The sequence below is a fragment of the Streptomyces sp. NPDC017676 genome, assembly GCF_044329325.1.
GTDB lineage: Bacteria > Actinomycetota > Actinomycetes > Streptomycetales > Streptomycetaceae > Streptomyces.
The window spans coordinates 30,843-49,650 of record NZ_JBIRJA010000015.1 but is presented as its reverse complement, the minus strand read 5'-3'; the positions used below and the strand labels follow the sequence as shown (position 1 = coordinate 49,650).

At 72.4% G+C, this 18,808-nt stretch carries 15 protein-coding genes; 2 read left to right on the top strand and 13 right to left on the bottom strand.

Going from position 1 to position 18,808, the window contains the following annotated elements; genetic code table 11:
* The first annotated feature begins 6 nt into the window (after nt 1-6).
* Both ACH4LD_RS29630 and ACH4LD_RS29625 read left to right on the top strand, forming a co-directional pair.
* Nucleotides 7-912 carry an ABC transporter ATP-binding protein gene (locus ACH4LD_RS29630; protein ID WP_132784663.1) on the top strand — a complete coding sequence of 302 codons (906 nt, stop codon included), beginning with the start codon at nt 7-9 and terminating at the stop codon, nt 910-912.
* Nucleotides 909-2,477, top strand: coding sequence for an ABC transporter permease (locus tag ACH4LD_RS29625; protein WP_398054696.1), 1,569 nt, complete (start codon nt 909-911; stop codon nt 2,475-2,477). The genes ACH4LD_RS29630 and ACH4LD_RS29625 overlap by 4 nt, the downstream gene beginning before the upstream one ends.
* A gap of 3 nt (nt 2,478-2,480) precedes the next feature.
* On the opposite strand, the gene ACH4LD_RS29620 is transcribed toward ACH4LD_RS29625, so the two are convergent.
* The 13 genes from ACH4LD_RS29620 to fbaA form a co-directional block, all read right to left on the bottom strand.
* Nucleotides 2,481-2,954, bottom strand: a complete 474-nt coding sequence (locus ACH4LD_RS29620; RefSeq protein ID WP_398054697.1) for a Uma2 family endonuclease — start codon at nt 2,952-2,954, stop codon at nt 2,481-2,483.
* Nucleotides 2,955-3,041: 87 nt separating this feature from the next.
* Nucleotides 3,042-4,262, bottom strand: coding sequence for a cytochrome P450 (locus tag ACH4LD_RS29615; RefSeq protein WP_398054698.1), 1,221 nt, complete (start codon nt 4,260-4,262; stop codon nt 3,042-3,044).
* A 70-nt stretch (nt 4,263-4,332) separates the two neighbouring features.
* Nucleotides 4,333-4,809, bottom strand: a complete 477-nt coding sequence (locus tag ACH4LD_RS29610; protein WP_398054699.1) for a hypothetical protein — start codon at nt 4,807-4,809, stop codon at nt 4,333-4,335.
* Between the two features lie 6 nt (nt 4,810-4,815).
* A complete protein-coding gene (locus ACH4LD_RS29605) occupies nt 4,816-5,277 on the bottom strand; it encodes a hypothetical protein (protein ID WP_398054700.1) in 462 nt (153 codons plus the stop codon).
* A gap of 31 nt (nt 5,278-5,308) precedes the next feature.
* On the bottom strand, nt 5,309-10,021 hold the full coding sequence (locus ACH4LD_RS29600) for an RHS repeat-associated core domain-containing protein (protein ID WP_398054701.1): 4,713 nt from the start codon (nt 10,019-10,021) through the stop codon (nt 5,309-5,311).
* Between the two features lie 112 nt (nt 10,022-10,133).
* Nucleotides 10,134-10,799 (bottom strand): response regulator, encoded by a 666-nt coding sequence (locus tag ACH4LD_RS29595; RefSeq protein WP_398054702.1) that lies wholly within the window; start codon nt 10,797-10,799, stop codon nt 10,134-10,136.
* On the bottom strand, nt 10,796-12,148 hold the full coding sequence (locus ACH4LD_RS29590; protein ID WP_207928313.1) for a histidine kinase: 1,353 nt from the start codon (nt 12,146-12,148) through the stop codon (nt 10,796-10,798). The genes ACH4LD_RS29595 and ACH4LD_RS29590 overlap by 4 nt, the downstream gene beginning before the upstream one ends.
* A gap of 103 nt (nt 12,149-12,251) precedes the next feature.
* Entirely contained in the window at nt 12,252-13,151 is a 900-nt protein-coding gene (locus tag ACH4LD_RS29585; RefSeq protein ID WP_398054703.1) for an alpha/beta hydrolase, read from the bottom strand.
* A gap of 233 nt (nt 13,152-13,384) precedes the next feature.
* Entirely contained in the window at nt 13,385-14,569 is a 1,185-nt protein-coding gene (kynU, locus tag ACH4LD_RS29580; protein ID WP_398054704.1) for a kynureninase, read from the bottom strand.
* A complete protein-coding gene (locus tag ACH4LD_RS29575; protein WP_132784673.1) occupies nt 14,562-15,410 on the bottom strand; it encodes a tryptophan 2,3-dioxygenase family protein in 849 nt (282 codons plus the stop codon). The genes kynU and ACH4LD_RS29575 overlap by 8 nt, the downstream gene beginning before the upstream one ends.
* 203 nt (nt 15,411-15,613) lie before the next feature.
* Complete coding sequence (locus tag ACH4LD_RS29570; protein ID WP_398054705.1) at nt 15,614-16,027, bottom strand: DUF3151 domain-containing protein; 414 nt, start codon at nt 16,025-16,027, stop codon at nt 15,614-15,616.
* 171 nt (nt 16,028-16,198) lie between these two features.
* Complete coding sequence (locus tag ACH4LD_RS29565) at nt 16,199-17,653, bottom strand: MFS transporter (RefSeq protein WP_398054706.1); 1,455 nt, start codon at nt 17,651-17,653, stop codon at nt 16,199-16,201.
* Between the two features lie 66 nt (nt 17,654-17,719).
* Nucleotides 17,720-18,751, bottom strand: coding sequence for a class II fructose-bisphosphate aldolase (fbaA, locus tag ACH4LD_RS29560; protein WP_132784675.1), 1,032 nt, complete (start codon nt 18,749-18,751; stop codon nt 17,720-17,722).
* Nucleotides 18,752-18,808 lie beyond the last annotated feature (57 nt).

Below are 18,808 nucleotides of genomic sequence, written 5' to 3'. Positions count from 1 at the left end.
GGCAGCATGACCAAGGCAATCACGGTCTCCGGGCTGCACAAGTCCTTCGGCCGTACGCATGCGCTGGACGGCCTGGACCTGGACGTCGAGGCGGGCGAGGTCCACGGCTTCCTCGGCCCCAACGGCGCCGGCAAGTCCACCACGATCCGCGTGTTGCTCGGCCTGCTGCGCGCCGACTCGGGCGCCGCGCAGGTGCTGGGCCGCGACCCCTGGCGGGACGCGGTGGAGGTGCACCGCCGGATCGCCTACGTCCCCGGCGACGTCACCCTGTGGCGCAACCTCTCCGGCGGCGAGGTCATCGACCTCTACGGCCGGCTGCGCGGAGGACTCGACCCGCGCCGGCGCGCCGAGCTGCTCGACCGGTTCGAGCTGGACCCGGCGAAGAAGGGCCGGACGTACTCCAAGGGGAACCGGCAGAAGGTGGCCCTCGTCGCCGCCTTCGCCTCCGACGTCGACCTGCTGATCCTGGACGAGCCGACCTCGGGCCTGGACCCGCTGATGGAGGAGGTCTTCCGGCGCTGCGTCGAGGAGGAGCGCGAGCGGGGCCGTACCGTCCTGCTCTCCTCCCACATCCTCGGCGAGGTGGAGCGGCTGTGCGACCGGGTCAGCATCATCCGCAAGGGCCGCACGGTGGAGAGCGGCACACTGGCAGACCTGCGCCATCTGACCCGGACCAGCGTGACCGCCGAGCTCGCCGGGCCGCCGAACGGGCTGGCGCGGCTGCCCGGAGTCCACGGCCTCGACGTCCAGGGCCGGCGCGTGCGCCTCCAGGTCGACACCGACCGGCTCGACGCCGTCCTGCGGCAGCTCACCGAGTCCGGCGTACGGTCCCTGACCTCGACACCGCCCACGCTGGAGGAACTGTTCCTGCGGCACTACCAGGACGCCGGGACGGACGGGGTGCCGGCATGACCGCGCTCGCCGGCACCGGCACCCTGCTGCGCTTCTCGCTGCGCCGCGACCGGGCCCTGCTCCCGGCCTGGATCGGGGTGAACGCGCTGATGGTGCTGTCCATGCCGAAGTCGCTGGACAGCCTGTACGGCACCGAGGCCCAACGCGCCGGTCTGCTGCGGCAGATGAGCACCAACAGCTCGCTGCGCGCGCTCGTCGGCCCGGTCTTCGGCGACTCGCTCGGCGCCCTGACCGCCTGGCGCGTCGGCGTCTACGCGGGCGCCCTGGCGGCCGTGATGAGCCTGCTCGTCGTCGTCCGGCACACCCGGGACGAAGAGGAGACCGGCCGTCAGGAGCTGCTGTCCTCGGGGGCGGTGGGCCGCCGGGCCCCGCTGGCCGCCGCGCTGCTGACGGCGGCCACCGCGAACGCGCTGCTGGCCCTGCTGATCACCGTCGGACTGTCGGCGCAGGGTGCCTCGGGCGCGCTGGCCTTCGGGCTCGGCGTGGCGGGCGTCGGCCTGCTGTTCGCGACGACGGCGGCGATCGTCGCCCAGCTCACGGAGAGCGCCCGCCTGGCCCGGGGCCTGACGGCGGCGGTGCTGGGGGCGGCGTTCGTACTGCGGGCGGCGGGCGACTCGGTGTCGGACGACGGCTCGTCGGCGCTGACGTGGCTGTCCCCGCTGGGCTGGCTGGAGAACGTGCGCCCCTTCGCGGACGAACGCTGGTGGGTGCTGGGCCTGTTCGCCCTGGCCGTCGTCGCCCAGGGCACGCTGGCCCACGTCCTCACCGGGCGCCGGGACCTCGGCATGAGCTTCCTGCCGGCCCGGCCGGGGCCGGCCACCGGCCGCCTCGGCACGGCGGGCGCGCTGGCCTGGCGGCTGCAACGCGGCAGCGTGTTCGGCTGGTCGGCCGGCCTCTTCCTCGCCGGGGTCGTCTACGGCGGCCTGACGGACGGCGCGGCCGACCTGGTCCGGGACAACGCGGGCGCGCGACGGATCTTCGAGCGGATGGGCGGCCACAGTGGGATCACGGACGCGTTCCTCGCCTCCATGACCGGCATGCTCGGTCTGGTCGCGACGCTGTACATCGTGGCCTCCGTGCTGCGCCTGCACGGCGAGGAGACCTCGGGCCGCGCGGAACCGGTGCTGGCGTGCGCGGTCGGCCGCCTGCGCTGGGCCGCGGGCCATCTGACGATCGCCTTCGGCGGCTCGGCGCTGCTCATGCTCCTGGCCGGTGCGGGCTTGACCCTCGGCCACGGCGAACAGCCGGGTCCCCTCCTGGCCGCCTGCCTCGTGCAGCTCCCCGCGATCTGGCTGACCGGCGCGGTGGCCCTCCTCCTCTACGCCCTCACCCCCCGCCTGGCCCCGGCCGCCTGGGGCGTCGCCGTGGCGATCCTGCTGCTCGGCTGGGTGGGCCCGGCCCTGAACGCCCCCCGGCCCCTCCTCGACCTCTCCCCCTTCACCCACCTCCCGAAGCTGCCGGGCGGTCAGCTGGAGCGGGCCCCGGTCCTGACCCTGCTGGGCCTGACCGCACTGCTCACGGGTGCGGGACTGGCGGGGCTGCGGCGCAGGGACATGACGGCCTGAGCCTCAGTCGACGTACTGCTTGAGTTCCCCGGTGTCGAGTCCGATCCCGACGGGGTCGGGGAGAGTGACCTTGGCACCGGGCCTGACCACGTGGATGTCTCGGTGACCGACCTCGATGTCCGGGTCACTGTGCACCGGAATGGACAGGTTGTCACGGTCGATCAGCAGGTAGACCGGGATGCCCGCCTCAGCGTAGGGCGCACAGGCGCACACGAAGAGGGGCCCGGAATCCGGGCCCCTCTTCGTGTGCGCCTGTGCGCCGGGATTGAGGTCCAGTTCGGGCCGCGCACGCATGCACTGGCGGATCAGCCGCATGGTGATCGCGTTGTGGTTGCCGTTCGTCACTTTCTTGAGTCCGATCCGACCGTCGATGAACTCGAACCTGACGGTCTCGTCCTCACGCTCGGCGAAGTCGGCGATCCGCTCGAACGTATCCACCGACAGCTGGGACGACGTGCGCTCTGCCGTAACCGTCATGGTGCCTCCCTTCGCAGGCGGGCACCAGCTTGCCGAGCCGGCGACGACCACCGGCCGGAACGGCTCGTCGATCAGCCGAACGGATGATCAGCGCACCTCCACGCTCAGTCCCTCCAACCCCCTGATCACGAAGTTCGGCTTGCGGTGCGGTTCCTTGGCCAGGGTCAGGGTCGGGGCCTGGGTGAGGAGGGCTGTCATGGATGCCGCCAGCTCCATGCGGGCCAGAGGGGCGCCGATGCAGTAGTGGATGCCCGCGCTGAAGGAGATGTGCGGGTTGTCCTTCCGGGTGAGGTCCAGGCGCTCGGGGTCGGTGAAGACCGCCGGGTCGTGGTTGGCGGAGCCGAAGAGCATGGCGATCTCCGAGCCCCTGGGGATCGTCGTGCCGTCGATCCCGATGTCGTCCAGGACCCAGCGCTCGAAGAGCTGGAGCGGGGTGTCGTAGCGCATCAGCTCCTCGATCGCGGAGGGGATCAGGGAGTGGTCCGCGCGGAGGGCCGCGAGCTGGTCCGGGTTGCGCAGCAGCGCCCACCAGCCGTTCACCGTGGCGTTGACCGTCGCCTCGTGGCCCGCGTTGAGGAGCAGCACCGCCGTGGAGATCATCTCCTGCTCCGTGAGGCGGTCGCCCTCGTCGTGGGCCGCGATCAGCCCCGAGATCAGGTCGTCCCCGGGGTCCGCGCGGCGGACCGCGATCAGCTCCCGCAGACAGTCCGAGAACTCCACCGACGCCCGCACCGCCCGCGCCGCCGTCTCCTCGGACGGGTTCAGCTCGTACATCCCGCAGATGTCCGCCGACCAGGGGCGCAGTTGCCCCCGGTCCGCCTCCGGGATGCCCAGCATCTCGGCGATCACGGCCACCGGCAGCGGCTCCGCCACGTCGGTGAGCAGATCACCGCCGCCGTTGCCGACCAAGGCGGCCACCAGGTCGTTCGCGAGCCCCTCGACGTACGGCCGGAGCCGCTCCACCGTGCGCGGTGTGAACGCCTTCGACACCAGGCGCCGGATGCGGGTGTGGTCCGGCGGCTCCAGGTCGAGCATGCCGTGGTCGTTGAGGGTGTGGAACGGCTCGTGCTCCGGCGGGGGCGGGGTACGGCCGAACTCCTCGTGACTGAACCGGTGCTGGTACGTCCGGCCCAGCCGGCGGTCGCGCAGCAGCGCCGAGACGTCCGCGTGGTGCGGGACCAGCCACTGGTCGGTCGGCTCGTACCGGATCACCCGGCCGCGGGCGCGCAGCTCCGCGTAGGCCGGGTACGGGTCGGCGACGAACGCCGGGTCCCAGGGATCGAACGCGAGGTCGGTGGGGCCTGCCATGCGGGGACGCTAGCGCGCCGGGCCGCGTCTGACCAGGGGGGCCTTCCCGCACGGTGCAGACCTTCACGGCTCACACGACGGGCTCCGTGCTGACCAGGACGTAGTCGAAGTCCAGCGGGTCCCCCTCCTCGTCCACGGGGTACTCGAACGAGCTGTTGTTGGCGAAGGACATCTTCAGCTCCGGCAGGGCATGGATGCCCAGGTCGTCGTCGTACGACACGGTGTGGCCACGCTCCTCCAGCCGCTCCACCAGCTCTTCGCTCGGCGTGCGGAAGACGTCCAGCTTGTCGAACGCGACGGTGATGTCGGCCGCCTCGTCGCGGAAGCGCCACAGCTCGACGGCGGTGAGCGCGCCGCCCTCGGGGGAGGACAGGACGTACTGGAACGCGGAGTCGTCGACGTTCACGACGTACTTGCCCGGGGGCCGCTCGGCTCCCGGCCGGTGGCTGACACGGCCCAGCGTCGGGGCGATCTCCATCGCCTCGTCGAACGGCATACCGAACCGGAACGGCCCCGCGCCGGCGTGCGGCCGGATCTCGGCGTGCACGTGCGCTCAGATCCGGTCCGCGACGAGGACGTAGTCGTAGTACAGGGGGTCGCCGTCCTCGTCCACCGGGTACTCGTGGCTGCTCTGGTTCGCGAGGATCACCTTCAGCTCGGGCAGGGCGTCGAATCCGAGGTCGTTCTCCTCGATGGTGTGGCCCCGTTCCGCCAGTTGTTCGAAGAGGTCCTCACTCGGGGTGCGGAAGACGTCGAGCCCGTCGAGCAGCACGCGGACGTCGGCGTCCTCCTTCCGGAAACGGATCAGCTCCACTCCGCTCAGCGCGCCTTTGCTGAAGCCCAACACGATGTCCATCTGGGAGTCGTCGTGCGTGAGGACGATCTGCCCGGGCTCCTCGTCGCCGGCGACGGTCCGGAACACACCCCACTCCTCCACCGCGGCGCGCGCTTCCCCGACCGGCATGCCGAGCCGGAAACGCCCGACGCCGACATGCGGCACCAGTTCCAGTTCCATGTTCACTCCCTCGATCACACGCCCCGGGCCCTCACGCCAGCAGAGCGCTCTCGTCGATGGTCCAGCCCCGCTTCTTGAGCATGTCCTGAAGGGGCTTGTTGTGCTTCAGTCCGGCCACCATCTCCTCGATGTGCCGATCGTACTTACCGGGGAACCGCCGCTTGATGTCGTCGATGTCCATCCGCATGGCCTCGGTGATGCGCCCCTGGTTGATCAGCTCACGCTGGTACTGCTGCCACGCTTGGGCCTGCAAGTGGTAGCCCGTGCTGTAGAGCTGCTCATGGTCGGCCTGCTCCATCCGGATGGCCGGGCCGTTGTTGACCTTCTGCTTCTTGTGGGGCTTGTTGGCCATGTAGAAGCCGGGCTCGATGACGTCCTTGTACGCGGACTTGGCCGGGATGTGATTGACCTCCATCCTCTGCGGGTACGCCTGGCCGTTCGCCATCCGGTTGGCGGGAAGCAGTCCGCCGTACCAGCCGCCGTCCTGCGTGCACCCCTTGGCGACCAGGCCCTCGGGGTCCATCCAGGTGTGGGGGTTGACCACGTACGCGGCCGGGTTCGGTGCGGGCACCAGGCCCAGGGGGTCCGCCGAGACGAAGCGGGCGGTCTCGGGGTCGTAGTGCCGGTGCAGGTTGTAGTGCAGGCCCGTCTCCGGGTCGGCGTACTGGCCGGGGAAACGCAGCGGCGTATGGGCCCGGGCGTCGCGGTTGCGGGCCGTGATCCCCCAGACCGTGGAGCGCTTGTGCCAGGCGACGTCGCCCGTCTCGTCCACGAGTTCCGTCGGGGTGCCGATGAGGTCGGTGACGATGGCGAAGAACCGGCTGTCCACCTCGCGCCGACCGGCGTCGGCCGGCAGCCGGCGCTCCAACTGGGCCATCGGCTGCGGCCCTTCGTACTCCCAGGTCAGCGTCACGCCGGTGGCCGTGTCGGTCTCCTCGGCCAGCTGGGTTCCGTCCCAGGCGAAACGGACCGTGGCCGCGACGCCCTGCCCGTCGGGGCGCATGCGGTGCTTGGCGGTGCGGCGGCCGAGCGCGTCGTAGCCGTAGCGCCACTCGGTGCCGTCCGGAGTGGTGCAGGAGACCAGGCGGTCCTCCGCGTCCCAGGTGTACCGCCAGGTGTCGGGCTTGCGGGACAGGCGCCGCTTCTGGCGCAGCACGACGCGACCCGCGCCGTCGTACTCGTAGCGCACACCGTCCCCGCCGAGCAGCCGGGTCCCGTCGTAGACACGTGTGCCGCGGCTCCCGGGGTGGGGCGCCCGGTCGGGCCAGTGGGCGTCCGTCTGGTTCCCGGCGGCGTCATAGGCGTAGCGCTCCGACCAGTCGCCCGCGGTGACGGCGAGCGGACGCCCCACGGGGTCGAGGTCGATGTGCCAGTCCGGCCCGTCCTGCCGGTCCGTGACGTCCGTCAGGAAGCCGTCGGCCCGGTAGCCGTAGGAGCGGTCGCGGAGTGTGCCGCGGGGCGTCGTCAGCGACCGGGCCGCGAGGCGGCCGGTCACGTCCCACTCGGAGGTGAGCGTCACGGGCGCCGGCCCCCGGCCGACGGTGCGCCGGGTCTCGCGGCCCAGCAGGTCGTGGGTGAAGCCGACCATGTGTCCGGCGAGGTCCACGCGCACCCGGTTGCCCGCGTCGTCGTAGGAGTACGACGTCGTGGCCCCGGTCGGTGTCGTGCGCGAGACCAGTTCGCCGTGCCGGTCGTAGCCGAACCGCATGCTGCGCCCGTCGACGGTCTCCGCCAGCAGACGGCCCAGGGTGTCGCGCTCCAGGGTGAGCGAGGAAGCCGGGGAGACGGCGGAGACCAGCCGGTCGGCCTCGTCGTAGGTGTAGCGGGTGACCACTCCGCCGGCGTCCTTCGCCAGCACGTTGCCCACCGCGTCGAAGGTGAGGGCGATGCGCTGACCGAGCGGTGTCGTCCGGGCGACCAGGCGGCCCGCGGCGTCGTACTCGTAGCGCGTGGTACGTCCGTCGAAGTCCGTCTCCGAGTCGGTGCGGCCGGAGGGGCCGTACCGGTAACTCCACACCTTCCCCTGCGGGTTGCGGACCGTGCTGAGCCGCAGCTCGGTGTCGTACGTGAACTCGTACCGCGCCCCGTCCCGGTCCGTGCGGGCGGCGAGCTGGTCGAACCAGGTGTACTCGAAGCGTGTCACCCCGCCGAGCGGGTCGGTGTGGGTGAGGCAGTTGCCCTCCTCGTCGTACGTCCAGGACTCCGTGGCCCCGTCCGGTGCCGTACGCCGGGTCGGCCAGCCGTCCGCCGTCCACTCCAGGCGGGTGACGGAACCGGCCGGGTCGACCGACTCGTACGGCCGGCCGAAGGCGTCCCGGCGCACCGCGTAGGTGGCGCCGCGGGGGTCGGTGACCGAGAGGGTCAGGCCCGCTTCGTCGTGGGTGCGGGTCTCCGTCTCGCCGGTCGGGAACGTGACCGTGGCCACCGCGCCCGTCACGTGGTGGGTGAACGTGGTCGCGGTGCCGTCCGGGGCGACGACCGCGGTGCGGTTGCCCCGCTCGTCGAAGACGTTGCGCCACACGGTGCCGTCCGGTCCGGTCGTCGTCTCCGGCAGGTGCAGCGCGTTGTACGTGGCCGAGGCCCGGCGCCCGTCCGGGTAGTGGACGGTGAGGAGGTTGCCGGCGTCGTCGTACGTGAACCGGGCGGTGTGTCCCAGCTCGTCGGTGCGGGACAGCAGGTTGTCGTGGCGGTCCCACTCGAAGTGCACGGTGTTGCCGAGCGGGTCGGTCTCGCTGAGCGTCTGGCGGAGCGGGTTGAAGCGGGTGACGGTGACCGCGCCGGTGGAGTCGGTGAAGCGGGTCTCGCGGGCGGCGGTGTCGTAGGCGAACCGCGAGGAGAGCGCGCCGTCGGGGCCGACCGTCTCCACGACCCGGCCGGCCGCGTCGTACACATAGCGGTAGGTGTGGCCGTTGCGGTCGGTCCACGAGGTGACGCGGTGCTCCTCGTCGTAGGTGAACCGCAGGGGCACGCCCCGGGAGCCCGACACGCCCACGAGGTCGTGGGACCCGTCGTACGCGAACGAGGCGACCCGGACCGGGCCGTCGGGGGTCTGCACGTCGAGGGCCGTGACCCGGGCGAGATCCGTGTCCCGGGTGACGCGCACGCGGTAACCGCCCTCGTGGACGAGGGCCGTGGGCAGGCCGTCGTCGTCGCGGTCGAACCGCACGCCGTTGCCGTTGCGGTCCTCGATGTCCCTGAGCCAGTACAGGCCGCCCGAGGAGTACGGGCTGCCGGTGAAGCGGCGGGTGACACCGGAGCGGACGTCGGTCGTGGCGTACGTGACCTCGCCGAGCGCCGACCGCTCGACGAAGGTGAGGGCGATCCGCTCGCCCTCCGCCGGCAGCACCTCCTCGCCCGCCTCGTGCGGCAGGCGCGGATACACGAGCAGGGACCCGTCGGGGCGGGCCCAGACGGCGCCGGTGCCGGTCAGTTCCAGCCGTTCGTCCAGGGTGGAGGCCCAGCTGGGGCCGAAGCAGTGCCCGTACCCGTAACCGGATATGTGGGTGCGCCACACCACCAGCGGCAGGGCTCCGGGCAGCGCGAGGTCCGTCTGGGAGAGCACCATCTCGCCGCTCGCGAGGTCGACCGGGTCGCTCTTGCAGCGGCGCTGTACCAGGGCGATCGACTTCTCGCGGACGCTGTCCAGCGCCGTGCGCAGCGACGCGGGGCGCTTGCCGCCCGGTCCGCCGGCCCGCCCGTGGCCGCCGCCGTCGCCGCCCTTCCTGCCGCCGTCGATGGCGTCGACCCGGTCGCGGACGCCGAGGTCGATGCCCTTGTGCAGGCGGGAGGTGGCTTTCACCCGCTCCGGGATGGTCTCGGTGACATGCTTGGCGATCTTGGACAGGGCCTTCTCCGTGCCCTTCAGGGCGCCGTCGAGGACCGAGTCGAAGGCCCTGGTGAAGGGGTCCCTGCCGTGCGTGCGGCCGAACGCGCCCCTGGCCTTCACCAGCGAGCCCGAGCCGGCCCGGTGCAGCTCACCGCCGTGGAAGGAGACCTTGCCGGCGCCGTCCTCGAACTCGGCGTGGTCGATGACGGTCCGCTTGCCGGCCCCGGCCCCGCCGCCTCCTCCGCCCGCGGAGGCCAGCTGCATGCCGCTGCCGTGCTTGCCGCCGGGTCCGCCCGAGCCCCCGGTGCCGTCCGGGTGACCGTCGCCCGGCGCGGGCGGCAGCGAGAAGGCGCCGTCCACGAGGTCGAAGACCATGTCCTCGACCATGGCCTCCAGCTTGGCGTTGACCGGCTCGGTCACCCGCGCCACCAGCTCGTCCACGATCCGGTCGGCGGCCTCGTCGACGATCCGTTTGACCGCCTGACGCAAGGCCGCGGTCTCGGCCGCCCCGATGACCGCCGACAGACCACCGGTGACGACGGCCAGACCCGCCGAAATGCCCAACGAGGCGGCCATCGCGCCGAGTTCTATCTCGGCCTTGGTCTTCATCCCGAAGATGACGTCCGCGACCACATCGCACGCGTCCGCGAACGACCGGGCTATCTCGGGGACCTTCTCCAGGTGCCCCGCCTTGACGTGCGACCAGTGCTTCTCCATCGCCTCGACGGCCCAGCCCTGCGAGGAGGACAGGATCCGGGACACCGCCAGGTGCGCGTCACCGCCATGGCCCTCGAACTTGTCCGCGAAGTCCCGCATGGCGTCCGCCATGTCGCGGTAGTCGTCCTCGTCGACGTTCGGCCAGTTGATCCCGATGAAGTCCAGGATCTCGTCGGCCCATCCGGGCAGAACGTAACCCATCCCCCGTGTGCCTTCCCGTCACCTAGCAGCCGTTCGCACATGCGATCCGCATGCATACACCTTCGAACACTAGTCGGCAACGGGGAAGGCACGCACATGACATGACGGCTGGTCAGCCCGGCGTCACCAACCGCACCTCGTACGCGAACACCGCCGCCTGGGTGCGGTCGCGCAGGCCCAGCTTCACCAGGATCCGGCTCACATGGGTCTTGATCGTCGACTCCGCCACCACCAGGCGTCCGGCGATCTCCGCGTTCGACAAGCCCTGGGCGATCAGGACCAGCACCTCCGTCTCGCGTTCCGTCAGTTCCCCGTACGCCGCCCGGGCCGCCGGCATCAGCCGGGGGGTGTCCGCCAGGCGGGAGAACTCCGTGATCAGGCGCCTGGTGACCGAGGGGGCCAGCAGGGCGTCGCCCGCCGCCACCACCCGCACCGCGTCGGCCAGTTGGCGCGCCGAGGCGTCCTTGAGGAGGAAGCCGGAGGCCCCCGCGCGCAGCGCCTGGTACACGTACTCGTCCAGGTCGAACGTGGTCAGCACCAGCACCTTCGCCGTCCCGTCGGCCGCGACGATCTCCCGGGTCGCCTCGATTCCGTTCAGCTCCGGCATGCGGATGTCCATCAGCACGACGTCCGGGGACAGTTCACGGACCCGGTCCACCGCCTCCCGGCCGTTGACCGCCTCACCGACGACCTCGATCCCCGGCATCGCGTTCAGCAGCACCGAGAATCCCTCACGGACCATCATCTGGTCGTCCGCGATCAGTACCCGGATCGTCATGCCCCACCCTCGATCGCGGGGACCGCCGCCGGCACCGGCAGGAACACCGCCACCTCGTAGCCCCCGTCGTCCGTGGCGGCCGCCGTCATCTCGCCGTTCAGCATCGAGACCCGCTCCCGCATGCCCGTGATGCCGTGCCCGGCCCCGGGCGAGGGCTTCACCAGGTTCGGCGCCGGGGCCGGACCGTTGACTATCCGCAGGCCCAGACCGCCCAGGACATAGCCGATCTCGACGCGGGCGCCCGCGCCGGGCGCGTGCCGCAGGGTGTTGCTCAGCGCCTCCTGCACGATCCGGTACGCCGACAGCTCCACCCCCTGCGGCAGCTCCCGCACCGCGCCCGTCACCACCTTCTCCACCTCCAGACCGGCCTCCCGCACGTTCGTGAGCAGCCCGTCCAGGTCGGCCAGGGTGGGCTGCGGGGCGTCCGGGGCCTCGTAGTCCTCGGCGCGGACCACCCCGAGGACCCGGCGCAGCTCGGTCAGCGCCGCCACCGCGTTCTCCCGGATGGTGGCGAACGCCTTCTCCAGTTCCGGCGGCGGGTTCTCCACCCGGTACGGCGCGGCCTCCGCCTGGATGGCGACCACCGACATGTGGTGGGCCACCACGTCGTGCAGTTCCCGGGCGATCGTCGTGCGCTCCTCCAGCAGGGTGCGCCGCGAGCGCTCGTGCTCGGTCACCGACTGCTGGGCGGTCACCTCCTGCTCGGCCTCCCGGCGCACGTGCCGGACCGTGACGACCAGCAGGGCCAGCGCGGACAGCACCAGCATGGGGCCGGTGTCGGTGTTGTCGTTCCCGTAGCCGAAGAGGGTCTCGGCCCAGAAGCCGTACAGCGCGGTGAGCAGCCACATCCAGCCCGCCGTGCGCGGGCGGGTCCGGCTCGCCACGATCGTGAGCACCAGCAGGTGGGAGACGAAGCCGCCCGGCGGCCAGGGCCGGCCGCCCCAGTCGCCGCTGAGGACCGAGGCGACCGTCGTCGCGGCGAACGACAGCCAGAACGCGCCGACCGGACGCACCAGGGTCAGCAGCACCGGAGCCAGGGCGAGCAGCCCGCACAGCAGGGACGGCCCGCCGATGTCGGTGTTCACCGTGCCGACGAGCAGCGCCACGAGCCCGCCGGCCACCACCACCGCGTGCGGGGTCCAGGCCGCGCGGGCCCGCATCCGGTCGGACAGGTGGCGGGTGAGGCGGCCGTCCACCGCCATGCGGGGCAGCGGCCGGTAGGCGAAAGCGTCGTGGAACAGGTCCTGCCGCAGCCCGCGCAGGGCGTCCACGGCCAGCCGGAACTCAGGACTGCGCGGCCGGCCGGCCGCGCCCGGCGGTGTCGTCTGCGTGTGCGTCGTCTCGGTCACGTGCCACACGGTAAGCGGGCACCGGACTCCTGGTCGTCCCCTTGGAGGGGGGTCCTCGGGGGTCCGTCTCAAGTACTACCCAGGCCGTGGGGTACGCCGGCTGTCACCAGGCGAGCTGGGCGATCTCCTCCGCCACCACCGCGCAGGCGTCCGCCGCCGGGTCGATCAGCGGGAAGTGGCCCACGTCCTGGAGGAGGGTGAGGCCGACCATCTCGCCCGCCTTCGCCGCGGCGTCCGCGTAGGACTCGGCCACCGGCTCCGGGACGACCAGGTCGGCGCGGCCCTGGACGAGGGTCGTGGCGATGCCCGTCGGCAGGAGCAGCACCGGGTCCGCGTACGGGCGCCGGCCGGCGAAGGCGTCGGGGCCGCCCAGGAGTTGCAGCGACGCGTGCGCGCAGACCTCCAGCTTCTCCGCGACCTCGAAGTCCGCGATGGGGGCGAGCGCGACGACGCCACGCAGATCGGTGGGGCCGTCGGTGCGCCACGGGGCGTCCGGGGGCAGGACGTGGCGGGCCGCCGCCCACAGCGCCAGGTGCCCGCCCGCCGAGTGGCCGGTCAGGACCGTGCGGCGCGGGTCCGCCTGCGGCAGCGCCTCGCGGACCAGGGCGGGCAGGGCGTCCAGGGCCGTCGCGACGTCGTCGAAGGTGTCGGGCCAGCGGCCGGCCGGCGGTGTGCCGTCCTCCGGGACACCGGCTGGGCCCTCGCCGCCCCGTCTGTACTCCACGTTGGCCACCGCGAAGCCCCTGCGGGCCAGGTAGTGGGCGAAGGGGGTGATGTGGCGGCGGTCGTGGCGGGCGCGCCAGGCGCCGCCGTGCAGGACGACGACCAGCGGGGCGAGCGCGCCGGGAGCGGTGGAGTCCGGTGCTGTGCGGGGAGCGTAGAAGTCGATCACCTGGTCGGGGTGGTCACCGTACGCGGCGGTGACGTCGGGGTCGACCGGGGAGTGCGAGAAGGCCGACTCCTCTTCGGCGGCGGCGCGGGCTGCGGCGGCGTCGTCCGGCATGCTCCAACCTCTCAGCGATGATGGGGTGCCTCCCAGGCCGTCGGCACTGGGGAGGGTTTGGCGGACCAGGGGGGAGATCGGCCGTTGGCGGGGACGGTATCAGGCAGGTGACGTGCGGGGACACGGGGATGTGACGCACTGTGAGGCCGTCCGCTTCTCCCGGCCCCCGCAAGGCCCGGTGCGGGGGCCGGGCAAGCCGGGCCCGCGCCCGGTGCCCCGCCCCCGTCCCCGGACTACGCCAGCTCCTCCCCCAGCACCCGCGCCGCCCGCTCCACGTCCCGGAAACCCACGTACAGCGGGGTGAAGCCGAAGCGGAGGACGTCGGGGTGGCGGAAGTCGCCCACCACGCCGCGGGCGATCAGGCGCTTCATCACCTCGCCCGCGTCCGGGCAGCGCAGGGCGATCTGGCTGCCGCGCTCCGCGTGCCGCCCGGGGGTCACGCACTCCACCCGGCCCGGCTCGGTGTACTCGTCCACGCACCGCAGGAAGAAGTCCGTCAGCGCCAGGGACTTGGCGCGGACGGCGTCGACGGACACCCCGTCCCAGACGTCGAGGGCGGCCTCCAGCGCCAGCAGGGAGAGGATGTCCGGGGTGCCGACCCGGCCGCGCACCGCGCCCGCCGCGGGGGTGTACGACGGGCTCATGCCGAACGGCTCGGCGTGGGAGTTCCAGCCGGGCAGCGGGGAGTCGAAGCGGTCCTGCAACTCCCGCCGCACGTACAGGTACGCCGGTGCACCCGGGCCGCCGTTCAGGTACTTGTAGGTGCAGCCGACCGCGAGGTCCACGCCGTGCTCGTCCAGGCCCACCGGCAGCGCGCCCGCGCTGTGGCACAGGTCCCAGACCGAGAGGGCCCCGCAGGCGTGGACCGCGGCGGTGAGCGCCGGGAGGTCGTGCAGCCGGCCGGTGCGGTAGTCGACGTGGTTGAGCAGCACCGCGGCCGTGCGGTCGCCCAGCGCGGACGGCACCTCGGCCGGGGTCACCGGACGCAGGGTGCGGCCGGTGAGCCGGGCCGCCGACTCGGCGATGTAGCCGTCGGTGGGGAAGGTCGTGGCGTCCACCAGGAGTTCGTCGCGGCCGGCGTCCGCCATGCGGATCGCGGCGACCAGGGCCTTGAAGACGTTGACGCTGGTCGAGTCGCCGACGACGATCTGGCCGGGCGCCGCGCCGACCAGCGGGGCGATCCGGTCGCCGATCCGCTCGGGCGCCGTCCACCAGCCGCTCTCCTCCCAGGAGCGGATACGCAGTTCGCCCCACTGGCGGCGGACGACGTCCGCGACCCGGTCGGGGACGTGCGCGGGCAGGGCGCCGAGGGAGTTGCCGTCGAGGTAGACCACCTCGTCGAGGACGAAGCGGTCACGCAGGGGCGCCAGTTCGTCGGCCTGGTCCAGTTCCTTCGCGAGCAGGGGCAGCTCAGACATGGGACCTCGCCGTCCACAGCTCGGGGAACACGTTCTTGCGGGCGCGCTTCTCCAGCCAGGCCACACCGGCGGAGCCGCCCGTGCCGGCCTTGGCGCCCATCGCGCGCCGGGTGGCCACCAGGTGGTCGTTGCGCCAGCGCCAGACCAGTTCGGCCACGTCGCTCAACGCCTCGCCGAGGCGGGCGAGTTCGGCGTTCTGGTCGCCGGAGTAGATCTCCGTCCAGGCCGCCTCGACGGCGTCGGAGGGCTCGTGGCGCCGGGAGACGTCGCGGTGCAGCACGGAGTCGGGGATCGCGTGGCCGCGGCGCGCGAGGAGCCGTAGCACCTCGTCGTACAGGCTCGGCTCGTGCAGCGCCTTCTCCAGTTCCGCGTGGACGCGCGGGGCGCCGCGGTGCGGGACGAGCATGGACGCGGACTTCTCGCCGAGCAGGAACTCCAGGCGCCGGTACATCGCCGACTGGAAGCCGGAGCCCTCGCCGAGCGCGCCGCGGTAGGAGTTGAACTGCGCCGGGGTCAGCTGCCCCAGCGGCTTCCAGGAGGCGTTCAGGGCCTCCAGCTCGCGAACGGAACGCTTCAGCGCGGCGAGCGCGGTCGGCACGTCGTCCGCGCGGAGAGCCTGCGCGGCCGTCTCCCACTCGTGCACGATGACCGTGAACCACAGCTCCATGACCTGGGTGGTCACCAGGAAGACCATCTCTCCGGGGTCGTCGGAGAGGGTGTGCTGAAGGTGGGTGAGGACGTCCGCCTTGACGTAGTCCTCGTACGGCGTCGTCCCCGCGAAATCGAGATTCGGGGTCTCGGGCTCAGCGGCCTCGTAAGGGGGGTGAGCCTGTTGGGACATCGCTGTCTCCTGTTGTCACTCCGGGTAGCGGTCCGCCCCTGCCGATGCCGGCACGGGGGCCCCGGTCCCCACACGGCATCCTCCGCAATCACCCCCCGTACGGCAAGGCCGATCATCCCTGACCGAGCCCGGAACCCCGCCCCCGCGCCCCGGCGGAGCCGTCACGGCGCGGGGCCGGGGCGGACCCGTGCGTCACCCGCGGGTCAGCCCAGGGTCTGGGCCGCCGTCGGCGAGGAGTCCTTCAGGAACTGCGTGCAGCGCTCGTACTCCTCCTGCTCGCCGATCGCCTGCGCGGCGCGGGCGAGGGCGTGCAGGGCGCGCAGGAAGCCGCGGTTGGGCTCGTGCTCCCACGGCACCGGTCCGTGGCCCTTCCAGCCGCTGCGGCGCAGGGAGTCCAGGCCCCGGTGGTAGCCCGTACGGGCGTAGGCGTACGACTCCACGACCGAGCCCCGCTCGAACGCCTCGTCGGCGAGCTGGGCCCAGGCGAGGGAGGAGGCGGGGTACTGGGCGGCGACGTCCGCCGGCGCGGCGCCGTTCGCCAGGGCCTCCCGGGGCGCCGGGTCGTCGGGGAGCTGGGTCGGGGGCGGACCGCCGAGCAGGTTCTCGTGAATCGTCATGGCTTCAGTGTGACGCACAGCCACGGTGACCTGCCCGACACGGGGCACCACCACAGCTCCCCGCAGGGGCGCGAGGAACTGCGCGACCAGCCCCCACAAAGCCGCACCCGAAGGACCACCGTCCCCCAGTACCACGGCCGCACAGCACCACGGCCGAGGAACCCCCCGCGTTCACCCGAGCCTGTCGGCCTCCAGCGGCGGAGCCGTCACGTTGCCGTGGGTCCGGCATTCCGGCCGCCGGCACCCCGGCGCCGGCCGGCGGACCAGAGTGAACGCGACCGCCGAGCCCAGCACCAGCACCCCCGCGCAGATCGGCATCGCCCGGTCGAACGCCGCGTCGAACGCCGTGGGCGACCGGTACGCCTCCGGCCCCATCCCCGCCAGCAGCGGCAACGCCGCCACCGCCACCAGCCCCGCCGCCCGCGCCGCCGCGTTGTTGATGCCGCTGGCCAGGCCCGCCCGGGCGGTGTCGACGGAGGCGAGGACCGTGGCCGTCAGGGGCGCGACCAGGGTGACCATGCCCGCGCCCATCACCAGGAGGGCCGGGAGCACGTCGGTCAGGTAGTCCGCCCCCTTCCCCACCCGCAGCATCAGCAGCATCGCCACCGCGCACAGCAGCGGGCCCACCGTCAGCGGCAGCCGCGGCCCCGTACGGTCGGCCAGCGCACCCGAGCCGGAGGAGAACAGCAGCATCAGGGCCGTGGTGGGCAACAGGGCCGTTCCGGCGGCGAGCGGCGAGTAGCCCGCCACCACCTGGAGCTGGAGCGCGGTGAGGAAGAAGAAGCCGCCGAAGGCCGCGTACACGCACAGGGTGACGAGGTTGACCGCCGTGAACTGGCGCGAGGCGAAGATGTCCGGCGGGAGCATCGGGTCGGGCCGGTGCCGCTCGACATGGACGAAGGCCACCGCCGCCGCGATACCCGCCACCCCCGTCAGGGCGACCGCCAGGGAGCCGCCCCGGGCCTCGATCAGCGCGTACGTCAGGAGGGCGAGGGACAGCGCCCCGAGGGCCGCGCCCAGGACGTCGAAGCGGCCGTGGGCGCGCTGGTCGGCGGATTCCGGTACGTGCCGCAGCGCGATCGGCGCGCACAGCAGCGCCACGGGCACGTTGAGGAGGAACACCCAGCGCCAGCCGGGGCCGGTCACCAGCCAGCCGCCGAGGAACGGGCCGACGGCGGCGCCGATCCCGCCGAAGCCGGACCACAGGCCGACCGCCCGGCTGCGGTCGTCGGGGTGGAAGGACGCCTGGATCAGGGCGAGCGAGCCGGGCGTGAGCAGGGCCCCGCCGATGCCCTGGAGGGCGCGGGCCGCGATGAGGATCCCGGAGGTGGGCGCCAGGCCGCACAGCAGGGAGGCCGCCGCGAACCAGACCACCCCGAGGACGAAGATCTTCCGGCGGCCGTAGCGGTCGCCCAGCGAGCCGCCCAGCAGGATCAGGCCGGCCAGCGTGACCATGTACGCGTTGACCGTCCACTGGAGGGCGGCGAGGCTCGTGTCCAGGTCGCGGCCGATGCGCGGCAGGGCGACGTTGACGACGGTGGAGTCCAGCATCGCCATGCTGGAGCCGAGGACGGTGGTGAGCAGGATCCATTTGCCCTGGGGCGAGGCGAGCCGGACTTCGGGCATGCCCCCAGGTATACAGCGGGCCCGGCGGCAAGGACAGCCGCCGGGCCCGCTGGAACGCCGTACCGCTTACTTGATCTTGTTGCCCGCCGAGCGCAGGTTCTGCGTGGCCTGGACGACGCGCGCGGCCATGCCCGCCTCGGCCAGCTTGCCCCAGGTGCGCGGGTCGTAGGCCTTCTTGTTGCCGACCTCGCCGTCGACCTTCAGGACGCCGTCGTAGTTCTGGAACATGTGGCCGGCGACCGGACGGGTGAAGGCGTACTGGGTGTCCGTGTCGAGGTTCATCTTCACCACGCCGTTCTCCAGCGCGGTCAGGATCTCCTGCTCGGTGGAGCCGGAGCCGCCGTGGAAGACGAAGTCGAAGGGGCCAGGAGAAGCAGGCTTGCCGAACTTGGCGGCGACGCCCTCGCTCAGCTCCTTCAGCAGCTCCGGGCGCAGCACGACGTTGCCCGGCTTGTACACGCCGTGCACGTTGCCGAAGGAGGCGGCCAGCAGGTAGCGGCCCTTCTCGCCCAGGCCGAGGGCCTCGGCGGTGCGGATCGCGTCGTCGACGGTGGTGTACAGCTCGTCGTTGATCTCGTGGGAGACGCCGTCCTCCTCACCGCCCGTCGGGGTGATCTCCACCTCCAGGATGATCTTGGCGGCGTGGGCGCGCTCCAGCAGTTCCTGGGCGATGGAGAGGTTGTCGGCGAGGGTCTCGGCGGAGCCGTCCCACATGTGCGACTGGAACAGCGGGTTGCGGCCGGCCTTGACGCGCTCCTCGGAGAGCGCGATCAGCGGGCGCACGTACCCGTCGAGCTTGTCCTTCGGGCAGTGGTCGGTGTGCAGGGCGATGTTGACCGGGTACTTCTCGGCGAGGACGTGCGCGTACTCGGCGAGGGCGACGGCACCGGTCACCATGTCCTTGCTGTACTGCCCGCCGAGGAACTCGGCCCCGCCGGTCGAGATCTGGACGATGCCGTCGCTCTCCGCCTCCGCGAAGCCGCGCAGGGCCGCGTTCAGGGTCTGCGAGGAAGTCACGTTGATGGCCGGGTAGGCGAACTTGCCTGCCTTCGCCCGGTCGAGCATCTCGTTGTAGACCTCGGGGGTTGCGATGGGCATCCTGTCCGCTCCTTGTGTTGCGGGTTGGCGTTCTGCGTTACGGCCCTGACCTAGACC

Coding starts and splice junctions, on each gene's coding strand:
- ACH4LD_RS29630 (WP_132784663.1), top strand. CDS start 7: ATGACCAAGGCAATCACGGTCTCCGGGCTGCACAAGTCCTTCGGCCGT.
- ACH4LD_RS29625 (WP_398054696.1), top strand. CDS start 909: ATGACCGCGCTCGCCGGCACCGGCACCCTGCTGCGCTTCTCGCTGCGC.
- ACH4LD_RS29620 (WP_398054697.1), bottom strand. CDS start 2,954: ATGACGGTTACGGCAGAGCGCACGTCGTCCCAGCTGTCGGTGGATACG.
- ACH4LD_RS29615 (WP_398054698.1), bottom strand. CDS start 4,262: ATGGCAGGCCCCACCGACCTCGCGTTCGATCCCTGGGACCCGGCGTTC.
- ACH4LD_RS29605 (WP_398054700.1), bottom strand. CDS start 5,277: ATGGAACTGGAACTGGTGCCGCATGTCGGCGTCGGGCGTTTCCGGCTC.
- ACH4LD_RS29600 (WP_398054701.1), bottom strand. CDS start 10,021: ATGGGTTACGTTCTGCCCGGATGGGCCGACGAGATCCTGGACTTCATC.
- ACH4LD_RS29595 (WP_398054702.1), bottom strand. CDS start 10,799: ATGACGATCCGGGTACTGATCGCGGACGACCAGATGATGGTCCGTGAG.
- ACH4LD_RS29585 (WP_398054703.1), bottom strand. CDS start 13,151: ATGCCGGACGACGCCGCCGCAGCCCGCGCCGCCGCCGAAGAGGAGTCG.
- kynU (WP_398054704.1), bottom strand. CDS start 14,569: ATGTCTGAGCTGCCCCTGCTCGCGAAGGAACTGGACCAGGCCGACGAA.
- ACH4LD_RS29575 (WP_132784673.1), bottom strand. CDS start 15,410: ATGTCCCAACAGGCTCACCCCCCTTACGAGGCCGCTGAGCCCGAGACC.
- ACH4LD_RS29570 (WP_398054705.1), bottom strand. CDS start 16,027: ATGACGATTCACGAGAACCTGCTCGGCGGTCCGCCCCCGACCCAGCTC.
- ACH4LD_RS29565 (WP_398054706.1), bottom strand. CDS start 17,653: ATGCCCGAAGTCCGGCTCGCCTCGCCCCAGGGCAAATGGATCCTGCTC.
- fbaA (WP_132784675.1), bottom strand. CDS start 18,751: ATGCCCATCGCAACCCCCGAGGTCTACAACGAGATGCTCGACCGGGCG.